Annotated in this window: 13 protein-coding genes; 12 read left to right on the plus strand and 1 reads right to left on the minus strand. The window is 45.3% G+C overall.

All coding sequences use genetic code 11. The features are described from left to right. The 8 genes from AB5H98_RS09765 to AB5H98_RS09800 all read left to right on the plus strand — a co-directional run. Positions 1-2294: VirB4-like conjugal transfer ATPase, CD1110 family (locus AB5H98_RS09765; RefSeq protein WP_367925724.1), on the plus strand; the 2294-nt coding region annotated here is incomplete at its 5' end. Continuing rightward, complete coding sequence (locus tag AB5H98_RS09770; RefSeq protein ID WP_367925725.1) at positions 2291-2701, plus strand: DUF6075 family protein; 411 nt, start codon at positions 2291-2293, stop codon at positions 2699-2701. The genes AB5H98_RS09765 and AB5H98_RS09770, both read left to right, overlap by 4 nt. A 24-nt stretch (positions 2702-2725) precedes the next feature. Then, the gene (locus AB5H98_RS09775; protein ID WP_367925726.1) at positions 2726-3478 is read left to right on the plus strand and encodes a DUF6674 family protein; all 753 of its coding nucleotides are present in this window, start codon (positions 2726-2728) and stop codon (positions 3476-3478) included. A gap of 16 nt (positions 3479-3494) precedes the next feature. Continuing rightward, positions 3495-4277 (plus strand): class B sortase, encoded by a 783-nt coding sequence (srtB, locus tag AB5H98_RS09780; RefSeq protein ID WP_367925727.1) that lies wholly within the window; start codon positions 3495-3497, stop codon positions 4275-4277. A 33-nt stretch (positions 4278-4310) separates the two neighbouring features. After that, the gene (locus AB5H98_RS09785; RefSeq protein WP_367925728.1) at positions 4311-6095 is read left to right on the plus strand and encodes a CHAP domain-containing protein; all 1785 of its coding nucleotides are present in this window, start codon (positions 4311-4313) and stop codon (positions 6093-6095) included. A 254-nt stretch (positions 6096-6349) separates the two neighbouring features. Then, the gene (locus AB5H98_RS09790) at positions 6350-7558 is read left to right on the plus strand and encodes an ABC-three component system protein (protein ID WP_367925729.1); all 1209 of its coding nucleotides are present in this window, start codon (positions 6350-6352) and stop codon (positions 7556-7558) included. Beyond that, on the plus strand, positions 7548-8042 hold the full coding sequence (locus tag AB5H98_RS09795) for a three component ABC system middle component (RefSeq protein WP_367925730.1): 495 nt from the start codon (positions 7548-7550) through the stop codon (positions 8040-8042). Before AB5H98_RS09790 ends, AB5H98_RS09795 begins: the two co-directional genes overlap by 11 nt. 1 nt (position 8043) lies before the next feature. Continuing rightward, positions 8044-10017, plus strand: a complete 1974-nt coding sequence (locus AB5H98_RS09800; RefSeq protein ID WP_367925731.1) for a DUF3732 domain-containing protein — start codon at positions 8044-8046, stop codon at positions 10015-10017. 231 nt (positions 10018-10248) lie between these two features. Here the strand turns inward: AB5H98_RS09800 and AB5H98_RS09805 are convergent, their stop codons facing one another. Continuing rightward, positions 10249-10812 carry a TetR/AcrR family transcriptional regulator gene (locus AB5H98_RS09805; RefSeq protein ID WP_009258126.1) on the minus strand — a complete coding sequence of 188 codons (564 nt, stop codon included), beginning with the start codon at positions 10810-10812 and terminating at the stop codon, positions 10249-10251. 172 nt (positions 10813-10984) lie between these two features. On the opposite strand from AB5H98_RS09805, the gene AB5H98_RS09810 reads away from it, so the two are divergent. The 4 genes from AB5H98_RS09810 to AB5H98_RS09825 form a co-directional block, all read left to right on the plus strand. Next, positions 10985-11725: an alpha/beta hydrolase gene (locus AB5H98_RS09810; protein WP_367925732.1), complete on the plus strand. Its 741-nt coding sequence runs from the start codon at positions 10985-10987 to the stop codon at positions 11723-11725. A 54-nt stretch (positions 11726-11779) separates the two neighbouring features. Then, the gene (locus tag AB5H98_RS09815) at positions 11780-12304 is read left to right on the plus strand and encodes a PadR family transcriptional regulator (RefSeq protein ID WP_367925733.1); all 525 of its coding nucleotides are present in this window, start codon (positions 11780-11782) and stop codon (positions 12302-12304) included. Further along, on the plus strand, positions 12301-12723 hold the full coding sequence (locus tag AB5H98_RS09820; protein ID WP_009258123.1) for a YjdF family protein: 423 nt from the start codon (positions 12301-12303) through the stop codon (positions 12721-12723). The genes AB5H98_RS09815 and AB5H98_RS09820 overlap by 4 nt, the downstream gene beginning before the upstream one ends. 87 nt (positions 12724-12810) lie before the next feature. Continuing rightward, the coding region (locus AB5H98_RS09825; RefSeq protein ID WP_367925734.1) for a DUF2268 domain-containing protein at positions 12811-13433 on the plus strand (623 nt) is incomplete at its 3' end.

The following is a 13433-nucleotide window of genomic DNA, read 5'->3' on the forward strand; positions in this document are numbered from 1 at the left end:
TGCAGGATGTGATCCCCGTCCGCCGTATCTGGCAGGACGGCATTTTTTTGACCGGGAACAAGTTTTCCAAAAGCTACCGTTTTTCGGATATTAACTATCTGGTAGCCAGCCGGGAGGATAAAGAGAGTATGTTCCTGATTTATTCGGAGCTGCTCAATTCCCTGGATTCCGGTGCGGTGACGAAAATCACCATCAACAACCGGCGCATGAACAAGGCGAATTTTGAACAATCCATCCTCATGCCTATGGAGGAGGACTTCCGGGACGAGTACCGCAGGGAATACAATCAAATGCTGCTGGACAAGGCAACCGGAGCCAATGGGATCACCCAGGAGAAATATATCACCATTTCTGTGGTGAAAAAAGACATTGAAGAAGCCCGCGCCTATTTCTCCCGCGTAGGTGCAGATCTGATTTCCCACTTTGCGGCCCTGGGGTCCAAATGCGTAGAACTGGATGATTCAGAACGCCTGCGCATCCTGCATGATTTCTACCGCCAGGGCGAGGAGGCGGAGTTCCATTTTGACCTGCCTGCTATGGCGAAACGGGGTCACGATTTCAAGGACTATATCTGCCCGGACAGCATTGTGAAAAACAGCGATTCTCTCAAACTGGGGGATAAGTTCTGCCGGGTGCTGTTCCTTAAGGACTACGCCAGTTATATCAAGGACAATATGGTGACGGAGCTTACCGATTTTAATCGCAACCTGATGTTGTCCATTGATGTGGTTCCCGTTCCTACGGACGAGGCGGTTCGGGAAGTGGAAAACCGTCTGCTGGGTGTGGAAACCAACATCACCAACTGGCAGCGCCGTCAGAATGCCAACAACAACTTTTCGGCGGTAGTGCCCTATGACATGGAACAGCAGCGCAAAGAAAGCAAGGAATTTCTGGACGACCTTACCACCCGCGACCAGCGGATGATGTTTGCTGTCATCACCATGGCCATCACCGCCGACACCAAGGAGCAGCTCGACAGTGATACAGAAGCGGTGCTTTCGGTGGCAAGAAAGCATATGTGCCAGCTTGCGGTGCTCAAATTTCAGCAGCTTGACGGCCTCAATACAGCCTTGCCCATCGGAGCGCGCAAGATCAATGCGTTCCGTACCCTTACTACCGAAAGTCTGGCGGTGTTCATTCCGTTTAAGGTACAGGAAATCCAGGATAAGGGCGGCATTTACTTTGGGGAGAACGCTATTTCCCACAACCTCATCATGTGCAACAAGGCGAATCTCTTGAACCAGTCGGCCTTTTATCTGGGCGTTCCCGGTGCCGGAAAATCTTTTGCAGTGAAAGAGCTGATCGCCTTTCTCATGCTCCACCCGGATTATGCCAATGACGAGGTCCTGATTTGTGATCCAGAGGGGGAATTTGGCGCACTGGTGAAAGCCCTGGGGCGGGAAAAGGCTACGGTGGCCCATCTGGTGGCAGGCGGCAAAGACCGTCTTAACGCCATGTATATGGTAGAGGGCTACGGCGAACAGAACCCTATTGTAGAGAAGTCGCAGTTTGTTATGTCCCTGATTGAGCAGATCGACAAGCGCGGCGTGGGGCCGCAGCACAAGTCCATCATTGACCGCTGCACTGCCATGGTGTACCCGGAGGCGGAACAGGCCGGGCGGGACGCCACTCTGTGTGACCTGCGCAATAAGCTGCTGGAACAGCCAGAGGAAAAGGCCAAAGAGATTGCGCTTTCCCTGGAACTTTACACCACTGGTTCCCTGGACATCTTTGGGCGTGACAGCACGGTGGATTTGAGCAAACCGTATGTGGTCTTTGACATCCACGGCCTGGGCGAGCAGTTAAAGCCTGCCGGTTCTCTGGTCATTACCGATACGATTTTGAACCGTGTGACCCTCAACTGGAAACGCGGTAAGCGCACCCATGTGGTGATCGACGAGTTCCATGTCATGTTTGAAAATGAGCAGAGTGGTATTTTCTTCAACTCCGCATGGCGTCAGTTCAGAAAGCGCGGCGCTTACCCTACCGCTATCACCCAGAATGTCGAGTATCTGTTGGATTCCGTCCAGGCCAGCACCATGCTCAGTAACTCCGAGTTTATCGTCATGCTGAACCAGGCGGCTTCCGACCGGGAAAAACTCTCAAAGCTCCTCAATATCTCCAAGGAGCAGATGAGCTATGTTACCAATGCAGACGCTGGCTGCGGCCTCATTCGATACGGCAGCGCCCTGGTGCCCTTCGTCAACCGCTTCCCGCGCGACACAAAGCTGTATGCCCTGATGACCACCAAGCCCGGTGAGGGCGTGTTCGGCGGCGAGGAGGTTTTGGTATGAGCAGGCTCAATATCCGGTTTACGTCCGCAGAACACCGGGATTTCTTTTTGCGGATGATGAGCGAGGCACGGAAAAACGACTGCTATCACCAGTCTTTCTTTTATGTCATGGGGATAGCCCCGGAAACACGGGCCAACATCCGCCAGATGTTTGATTTCAAGCAGGACTGTATCAAACCGGAGGGTATGCACGGAGGCTGGCAGACCAGTGGCACCGTTCGGGTTTGCCGTCTTGCCTTTAACCTCTGGAACGGTTATACCGAACCGGAGCACAGCAACGCCTATTCCCCGGAGGATTTATTCTGCTGTGAGTTTGCCCCTTATCTGATGGAGGGGGTAAAGATCCGTTACCCGGAATATTGCCGGGATCTTGCGCCTGTCAAAAGACAGACCGAACAAGCGAGATAAATGTTCAGATGGGAGGAATACAAAATGGATGGATTGACCTATACGCTGGGGGAACTCCCCCAGATCAGGGAACTTCTCTCCGTGCTGGAGCAGAACAACCTTCAGCAGCAAAAAGAAGAAGTGCAGGCCCTGGTGGGATATATCGACAGCATGGAGGATAAACTGTCGCAGATGATGGACGAGATGAAGGAAATGCGCCTGGAAATGGGAAAACTTCACGACAAGGGAATCCGCGCGCAGTGCGCCCAGCTTGTAACGGCGGCAGAGGGAAAAATCCAGCAGGTAAAAGGTATGGTGTCCGTTACAAAAGCCAACCTTGTTTCCTCTGCGGGGCGCATGGTGCAGACCTTTCAGGAAAAGGGCCGGGCTGCTTTGCGCCATACAGTACAGGCTTTGCGTATCTCCTCTGTCCTCTCACGGATGGAACACGGGTTTTCTCATGCGAGCCAGGCGATGGAACATTGCGCCGGAAAGCTGGATGTGATCCGGGAGGAACTGCACCAGGCAGGAAGCCACATGAAAAGTGCCGGACGCACTCTTGCAGGAAAAGACGCACGGCAGGCTCAGGAATTGGAGGCCGATAAGGGCGCGCTTGCCAAGCTGCGGAATCTTTTCACATCCTGCGGCAAAACTTTTTCCGATATGGAACGCGGTGCAGGACAGTTGGCAGAAAAAGTAAGCGGTGAGAAATCTTCCGTAAAATCGGAGCTGCGCGGCCTGAGATCGTCCCATACTGAAAAGCACCGTCAGGCAACAAACAAGGAACAGGCACGATAAATACAGGAGGGTCAAAATGAATCATAAAGTGAAAACCAGATTGATGATCGCGGGGGCGGCCTTTTGCGCCGCCCTTTTCCTTTTCTCCGGGGCTATGCTTGCCCGTGAATATCTGGATCAAAAGCAGAGCGCACAAGCCTTTGAGGAAGTAGCGGGGCTGGTAAAGGAAGATGTGGAGCCGCCTGTGCAGGAGCCAGAAAACACCCCTGCCCCGGAAAATGTAACTGCGTTTGAAAAATATGCGGAGGTGTATGCCCAGAACAGCGACCTGGTGGGCTGGGTATCCATTTCAGGCACCCGGATTGATTATCCAATCATGCAGACAAAGGATAACCCCAACTTCTATCTGAAACACGCTTTTGATAAGTCATACAGCAGTTACGGGGTGCCTTATCTGCAGGAAAACTGTGACATCGGCATTTCCGACAATCTGGTATTGTATGGCCACCACATGAACAACGGCAGTATGTTCTCCGATTTGTGCAAGTACGAGAGCGAAGATTTTTATCGGGAGCATAAAACCATCTGCTTTGATACGCTGGACCATTTTGGTGAATACGAGGTGATCGCTGCTTTTAAGACGGTGGCCTACTCCGAGGATGGGTTCAAGTATTACCACTTTGTCAATGCAGAAAATCAGGCGGCTTTTGAGGAATATGTGGCGAAGTGTAAGGAACTGGCCCTCTATGACACAGGTGTAACAGCGAAATACGGCGATCAGCTCATTACCCTTTCTACCTGCGAATATTCCCGCACCAACGGACGGATGGTTGTGGTGGCAAAGCTGTTGGAGGAATAAGGGCGGCCCCGCCCATGGAAGGAGGTGAAGCCCATGGGGAAAGGAATTAAAACAAGAGTTGCCCAGAAAGGAATTAAGGCGATTGATAAAGCGGCGGTTGCTTCTGAACGGATGAAGGAGGCGTATATCCGCACCAAGGATAAGGCCGAGCATGGCCTATATGCCGAGGAAGGCTCTCCCGGTGAATATGCGTCCGACCGTGTTTCTTCCAATGTGGACAGCGCGGCCCATGAAGCGGTTTATCAATTTGATAAGCAGGGGCGCAAGGGTGTAAAGACCACAAAAGAAAACATTTCCAAGGTCAAGGAAAATCTTCAAAAGCGCAAGGCTGCAGCCGAACAGCCGAAAAAACAAGCAGAAAAACGGGCGGCGCAGCAGACCGGCCAGCGGGCTGGGCCGCATACGGTGGATCGTCTCTCAGAACCGGTGAAAACGGTTCGGCAGGAGCCTGGGACGGTTAAGACACTGGATCGGAGCCGGAAAAGCATTAAAACTGTGGACAGGAGCCGCAAGACCATCAAGCAGGCTTCTTCCACGGCCAAGGGAACTGTAAAAACTACAAGCAAATCCATTAAAACTGCGGAAAAGACGGCCAAAGCCAGTATCAAGACTACCCAGCAGGCGGCAAAAACTGCCCAGAGGACAGCCCAGGCTACGGCGAGGGCTGCCAGAGCTGCGGCCCATGCCGCCCGTACAGCAGCCAGGGCAGCCGCAACTGCCGCACGGGTTGCAGTGAAAGCCACCATCGCAGCGGTGAAAGCTATCATAGCTGCGACCAAGGCGTTGGTCGCGGCCATCGCTGCCGGGGGCTGGGTTGCCGTGCTGGTGATTGTGGTAATCTGTCTGATCGGCATGATTCTCGGTTCCTGCTTTGGAATCTTCTTCTCCGGCGAGGACTCCGGTACCGGGCAGACCATACGGACCGCTGTGCAGGAGGTCAATACTGAGTATGAGGAAAGGCTGGAAGAAACCAAAACTTCCCATACGCATGATGTGCTGGAGATGTCCGGGAGCCGGGCCGTTTGGAAGGAAGTGCTTGCGGTGTATGCCGTCAAGACCACTACGGACCCCAATAACGCTCAGGAAGTGGCTACGATGGATGATTCCAAGAAACAGCTTCTGAAAGATATTTTCTGGGAGATGAATGAAATATCGTTCCGCACAGAAAGCAAAACAGAGACGGTGATCGAGGAAACGGATGACGGAAACGGAAACATTGTGGAAACGGAAACTACCGTTACTCGCACCTATCTGTATATTACTATCAGCCACAAAACCGCCGAAGAAATGGCCGACCAGTATGGCTTTAACGAGGATCAGCGGGAACAGATGGCGGAGCTTCTGGCCGATGAGAATAATTCCCTTTGGTCCCAGGTACTCTATGGCATTACCGAAGGGGACGGCGAGATCGTTACTGTTGCGCTTTCACAGGTGGGAAATGTTGGCGGCGAACCATATTGGAGCTGGTACGGTTTTGGCAGCCGTGTGGAATGGTGCGCCTGCTTTGTGAGCTGGTGCGCCAATGAGTGCGGCTATATTGAAGCGGGTGTTATCCCGAAATTTGCAGGCTGTGTGCAGGGTTCCCAATGGTTCAAGGATCGGGGGCTTTGGCAGGACCGTAATTTTGAACCGTCTGCAGGTCAGATCATCTTCTTTGATTGGGAGGGTGATGGCGTAACCGACCATGTGGGAATTGTTGAGCGTGTGGAAAACGGAACGGTTTACACCGTTGAGGGCAATTCCGGTGACGCTTGCAGACAAAACAGTTATTCCATTGGCAGTAGCGTCATTTACGGTTACGGCTGCCCAGCTTATTAGCTCCCTCAAAAGAGAAACCCAGCCGTGTAATGCGGCTGGGTACATAAGGGTATAATAAAATTTATCATCGTGCAGTGGTTGATAGCCTGAAATTATGTAAATGTGACGTTCTATAGTCATTGTAATTTTTTCCATGTTGCATTATAATTAATTAACGGTGGGTCTTTGCGCCGGCCAAGACAAGCCGTATGGGATATTCCCGTGCGGTATTTTTATACAGTTTATAATTTGATTCTTATAAACGAGGTGAGTATATGTCCGACAACACACATGTTCCTGATAAACTTGAGGGATACATGCTACAGGTGCGTCATGCTCTTTATGAATTGATTTGCTTAGATGAACGCGTTGTCAGCGTTGAGGCTTATGAGGATGTAGCGGTTGAAAAAGAAGGACTTCTAATTGCTGAACAGACTAAAAGTGTGTTATCTAATAATAACCCTGTTACAGATAGAGCAGAAGTTTTTTGGAAAACAATTTACAACTGGTGCAATTATTTTACCCAGGGGCAATATCCCCCAAAAGTTGTCTTAAAATATATTGTTGTTTCATCTCATTCCATAAAGGCAGGAACTATCCCAAAATTATTTGCGGAAGCAAAAACTGAAACCGAAGCAAAGGAAGCATTGGAAAGCGCCAGAATAATTTTATTTGGTGATACTAAAAGCAAGGAAAAGCCCCGGCCCATTAGTAAAACTATAGAACCATATATTGAGTATTGTTTTGCGCCTAAGAATAAAGAAACAGTTATTAAAGTTATTTCTCTCATGGAAATTGATATTCATGAAGATACATACGACCAAGAGCTGTTCAATAAATTTAAGATGCAATCCATCCCTTTAGAGTATGCAACAGAACTTTTTGAATCTATGCTGGGCTGGGTAAGTGACCAGGTACATCAGCAAACCAAGCAGAATAAACCTGCATATATCTCATCAAAAGATTACAAGACTGCTTTGGATTCGCAGATCAGAAGCAGAGATCAAAAAATAATATTGAGTGCAGTTTCTGTTCAACCGGAAGCCAGTCAGACAACATCCGAAGTGGAGCGCCACGATACATATATCAAACAGCTTGAATTAATCGATGTGGATGAATCGGATATTTTTGAAGCTGCCAGTGACTTTCTAAGAACGAGATCGGAGAAAACAGCTTGGGCCAAAAAAGGACTTATCAACGGAGGTAGCTTTACTGATTATTATGATAGCCTAAAAAGGCTATGGAAAAATCAGAAACTACTTTCAAGTGTAGTTGTTAATGGTGACATTGAAAGAGGAAAATATTTGTATGCTCAGTGCTTAAGTTACGCAATAAGTCACCGACTCCTTGGGAGAGATGTTCCTAGCTTCTTTGGTAGTGGTTCGCTTCAGGCGTTAGCAAACGAACCGTCTGATCGACCTACCATAGGTTGGCATCCCCGGTATATTGAGCTGTTGAAAGGAGATGACAACGGTGACAAATAACATAGATCGTGAAATATATTATGTTCAAAATCCAGCTATTGGAGCTGCGGCTTTGTGGCAATTTATTTGTGGATATTATTCGAAGGAGAGTAAAGCCATTCCATTTCCACTGCTATTTATTGTGTTACCTATTATTCTTCGGGAAGATTTATGTACTGTCATTAAATCCACACAAAAAAAGAAGGGACTTTCCAAAGTATCAGAAAAACTATTTAAGGATAAAAAAAACGATGATTTATATACCATCAACAAAAGTGCTATAGAATTGCGCCCTTTAACTTTGGACTCCTTTAATGTTGGCGTATCTGCAAAACTTTTTGCTATGGATATTTCAACTGCCCAAGTTTTTCCGATGACACAAGCAAAGAAACGTGGGCTATCCCCTTCAACAAAAAATTTGCTTGATGCTGCAGAAAAATTAGGAATATGGTGCTCAGAATTGAGCTTGCTTGAAATATGTGAATGGTTGAAAGTGAGGTTTTAGCGTGAAATTTTATATAGATAGCATACTACTATGGCCAAAGAAAGCAAACCTAACATATCGACGGGTGAAGTTTGAGCCAGATAAAATAAACATTATTACCGGTGCATCAAGAACTGGTAAGTCTGCAATTATCCCAATTATTGATTATTGTCTTGGTTCTGGAAAATGCACTATTCCCGTTGATACAATACGAAATGCATGTGCATGGTTTGGTGTATTATTTAGTCTTGAGGATGAACAGTTACTACTTTGTAGACGAGAGCCTGGAAATCAAATGGCAACTGGGGATATGTTTATTCTTAGAAATAAGGAAATTGTGATCCCAGAGACCATTGAGACTAATACAACTCTTACTGAAGTGAAGAATGTTTTGAATGAGCTGTTTTCAATGTCTTTTTTAGATCTTGATCCAGCAACTAACAATTTCTCGTCCCATCCATCATATAGAGATTTCATGGCATTTTTATTTCAACCACAAAATATTGTGGCAAATGCTGATGTATTATTTTATAAAGCGGATACAACTGAACATAGGCAGAAATTAATTAATATTTTCCCATATGCTTTGGGTGCTGTAACTCCAAAAGTTCTTGCTGCACGGCAAGAAATGGATAAGTTAAAGAAGCAGAGAGACCGCTTGCTCCGTGATATTAAGACAATCAAGGATGTCTCTGAGGGATGGAAACAAGAAGTTGCCAGTTGGTTGGCTCAGGCAAGAGATATGGGACTGACAACCGCACATTTTAATGAGTGTTCGAGTTTTGACGATCAGGTTCAACAACTTGAAGCAATAGTTGAAAAAGCAGAAACAGATACCCAATTAGTTGCTTCGAATATAAGAGATTCATCGGCTGAATTAGTTGAACTTCGCAAAGAAGAACAAGATATTGCTTCTCAACTTTTTGCTCTTCAAAAGAGACATACCGAGATGCTTCAACTGCGTAATTCCATGGGGCAATATGAAGAGTCTTTGCAAGTTCAACTTCAACGACTTGAAATATCTACTTGGTTAAAGACGCTCTCTGGGCCAGATGGCATATGTCCCTTTTGCAATAGCTCGCATTCAGGTGTAACTGAAGAGTTAGACGTACTATGCCAAGCTATTGAGGAAATTGAGCAATCTGCAGGAAATATGCAGATTGTACCCGCAGCCTTTGAGCGGGAACTGCAAGTTGTTGAAACTGAAATTGGATATTGTACCGAAAAACTAAATGCAATTCGTAACCGTATTCGTGAAGAAAGTCGTAGATATACTACTACATCAAATAAAAAGTACACTTTAGCAGGAATTGCACATTTCCTGGGCAGGATGGAGGCAAGTATCCAAACATTTCAGCGAGTAGGAAAAAACAGTGATCTGGAAAATCAGTTAAGTGATTTAGAAGATCGAATTCGTAATTTGGAAAGTATTGTTCACGAATCGGAGATTCGCAGAAAAATTGATGCTGCCACAAAGTACATTAACCAAGAAATTGTGGAGATTATAAAAAACTTGGATGCTGAACATCCCGACAACCCTGTCGAATTTATAATTAAAGATTTGACGCTTAAGGTAAAGAATGCAAGCGGTCGTGATGATTATCTTTGGGAAATCGGAAGTGCTTCAAATTGGCTCGCTTATCATATTGCAACAATCTTGGCGTTTCAACAGTTCTTTCAGACTCGCGGAAGTGTTGCCGTTCCCAATTTTGTTATTTTCGATCAGCCAAGCCAAGTTTATTTTCCTCAGCGCTCTCGCAACAGCACTCTGTCAGAAGAAGATGTACAAATTGCTGACGAGGACAAGCAAGCTGTTCAGAAGATTTTTATTGCGATGGATAAATTTCTTCATGATACGCAAAAGGATGTCCAGATTATTGTGACAGAACACGCTGACGAAGATATCTGGGGCGATGTGTCTTCGTCTCATCTTGTTGAAAGATGGCGAGGAAGTAACGACAAATTGATTCCTGCTGAGTGGATTACACAAGGATAAGTAAAAGATTCAAAACAAACAGGTGTACAAACAAAAAATTAGAGCAATTAATTTCTATTCTACCTTTTTATTTATTTGAGTAAGATTTTATCAAAACTTCAAGTATTGTGTTACAGAACTTTTTTATGAGTGATAAATAAAATTCTAAATAAAAAGACGAAATAACTTTTGCATCTGGTAGGAAACGCCGCTGATTCGTGAATTTGATTCACGAATCAGCGGCGCTTTTAGTTATTCACTATCACATTTATAATGAATACCGGCTAAAACTGTATCGAGAGCAATCGTTAATTCCGTTCTGACCTTTTGAGGATCAGAAAACGCATATCGCAACTGTAATGTGGTATATCCGTGAAGAAATCCTGTGAGCAGGTTTAAGATTTCGGATACATTCTCCGTTCCAAAATGACAGGAAAGGATGAGCGTTTTTAGAAGGTCTGTATATTCGCAAAATATCTTTGCAGTTTCGTCTGTGCCATGCCAAGTAGCCCACTGGATTGTTTCATAAATTCCACAATGCTCTATCATATAGTTTAGATATTCAATAGCAACTGCCTTTATTGCCGTATCACCAGATTTTCCGATGGCAGCTTGGGCCATCCTCTGGTTCATGGTACGCATCCCGTTATGAGCTACTTCGCGCAATAAATCATCCAAATTTTCGATGTGGTTATATAACGATGGTGTACGGATATTCAGCCGTTCAGCAACCACCTTGAGGGAAACATTGTTTAACCCTTTTTCATCCGCAATATCAGAAGCAGCCTGTATTACTGCTGTTTTTGTGACACGCATAATTGATCTCCTTGTCAATAAACTTTCTTTCATCTTAACTAATGCAATTAGCTATGTCAATATTTTGAATAGCAAATTTACTAATCATATTGACATTTTAGCAGTCGGAAAGCAAAATACTAATCAGATTAGTTTTTTGGCTATCAAAAATAGCTTTTTGAAGGAGATCACAATGATAACACAGCAAATATTGATTGGTAATATCCCATCAATCCTTTGGGGTAATGATTCAAGCCGATTATATCTTTATGTTCACGGGCAAGGCGGGAACAAAGAAGAAGCATCTTTTTTGGCTGAAAAGATTTGTGTAAGGGGATGGCAAGTTTTAAGTTTTGATCTGCCAGGACATGGAGAAAGAAAAGCTGAAAATGGTTCCTTTGACCCCTGGCACGTTTCTCCTGAACTTGATTCAGTTATGAAATATGTGAAAAGGCACTGGAAGCAACACGCTTTATATGCAAACAGCATTGGGGCTTGGTTCAGTATGCTTTGCTTCGAACATGAGCGATTTGAAAACTGTCTGTTTGTTTCTCCGGTTCTTGATATGAAACAACTCATTCTTAAAATGATGAGTTGGGCAAATGTCACGGAAGAACAACTGTGCCGGGAAAAGATTATTCCTACATCATTTGGCCAAACCCTGAGTTGGGAATATTGGCAATATGCAGTGAAACATCCTATTCTGAAGTGGGATTCTCCTACACGAATTTTGCACGGAGAACATGACAATATGATCGATTACAGAGTTGTGGAAAACTTTTCAAAAAGATTTCATTGTACGATGACAGTTATGACACACGGGGAACATTGGTTCCACACAGAGCAGCAAATGAACTTTCTGGGACTGTGGATCAGCAATAACTTTCAGAACAGGAAGACTTCCCGATTAGAACGCTATAATACACCCGCTTGACTTTTGCTATCAATAATAGTACTATTGTTAATAGTAAAAGGCGGAGGTGTATTTATGTCATCAATAGATTTAGTCATACTCGGTATTGTACTGGAGAAGCCCCAAAGTGCTTATGATATTCAAAAAGATGTGGAGTACCATCATTTTTCCCGTTGGACGAAAATAAGTGTACCTTCTATCTATCGGAAAGTGCTTCAAATGAGTGAGAAAGGTTACCTGCAAAGCGACATTGTAAAAGGTGGTAAGTTTGCAGATAAAGCAATCTATTCCATTACCGATAAGGGCAGAGTGTATTTTAAGGAACTGATGGCCTTTTATGCCGCTGGCCCGGTACCGCTGTTATTCGATTTCAATGTAGTCATTACCAATCTGAATAAGATGGACAAAGCTGAAGCAATGGAGCTGGTTTCGACTTTGCGCCAGAGCATACAGTCCTCGGCTGAATTAAACGAGGGCTATGCTCAGGAATTTGCAGACATTCCTCTGGTTGGGGGAACAATTTTTGAGCAGCAGCAACTGCTTTACAATGCTCTCCTTGAATGGCTGAATCACTTTGAAGGGCAGTTCTTACAAGAATGAGTACTGACTCCAAAAGTAGTTTGACCATTCTATTTGAAGCTCCATTTTGGATTGGCATATATGAAAGATCGTGTAACGGTAAGTATGAGGTGTGCAAAATCACTTTTGGTGCAGAACCAAAGGATTACGAGGTTTATGAGTTTCTGCTGAAGAATTGGCACAAGCTGAAATTCAGTCCACCTATCCAAGCGGAAGTTATTGCAGAACGAAAAATCAACCCTAAACGTATGCAGCGTGAAATAAACAGTCAACTGCAAGATAAGGGAATTGGTACTAAAGCACAGCAAGCACTTAAACTCCAACATGAACAGTGTAAGTTAGAAAGAAAAACAAAGAGCCGAGAGCAACGAGAAGCAGAAAAGGATCGCCTATTTGCTTTGCGGCAGGAAAAAAAGAAAGCCAAACATCGAGGGAGGTAAGCATCTATTTCATATTTGTTCATTCCTCTTGACTCTCACGTTACGTCATGGTGTATGCTGAAAAAAACAAGAAAGGAATGTGACTATATGAAATTAAGCTATGTACGTTCGGATGCCGTCTACAAAAAAATAATGGAGGCTCCCGTCGAAAAGAAAAACGACATTTACCGGTATGAGCTGATGATGCCTTTTAAGGGCAAGTGGGACTGCTATCAAATCCCTATGAAGGCAACTACACCCAATGGATATGACATTATCATGGCAAGTAATATGCTGGGGTTTATTTCCCCCACAAAGGTCGATCAGTCACAAAAAGCAAACATTGAGAGCCTTTCTTCAGATCGGCTCTGGGCATCTTGTGAGCAGTCCATTCGGAGATCTCTGGAATGCTTCTTGAACAATGGGATTGAACTACCCGTCAGCGAGTATCTATTTACGGTTTTATTGGCAAATGCTGAAAGCCCCTATATCTCCCTGAATGAAGGATATTGCGGCGATGGTGGTATTCCGGGGTACATCATGGCGTGGCTGATCCCCAATGAATTTACACTGACTCGCCTTCCTGTTGCGCTGGCCCACGAAGTAAACCATAATGTGCGCTTTCAGTTTATTAAGTGGCGGAATAGTATCACCCTTGGGGAGATGATGGTCAGCGAGGGGCTTGCTGAAAACTTTGCAACTCATTTGTATGGCGAGGACAAGGCAGGCCC

The organism is uncultured Ruthenibacterium sp. (assembly GCF_963558415.1).
GTDB lineage: Bacteria > Bacillota > Clostridia > Oscillospirales > Ruminococcaceae > Ruthenibacterium.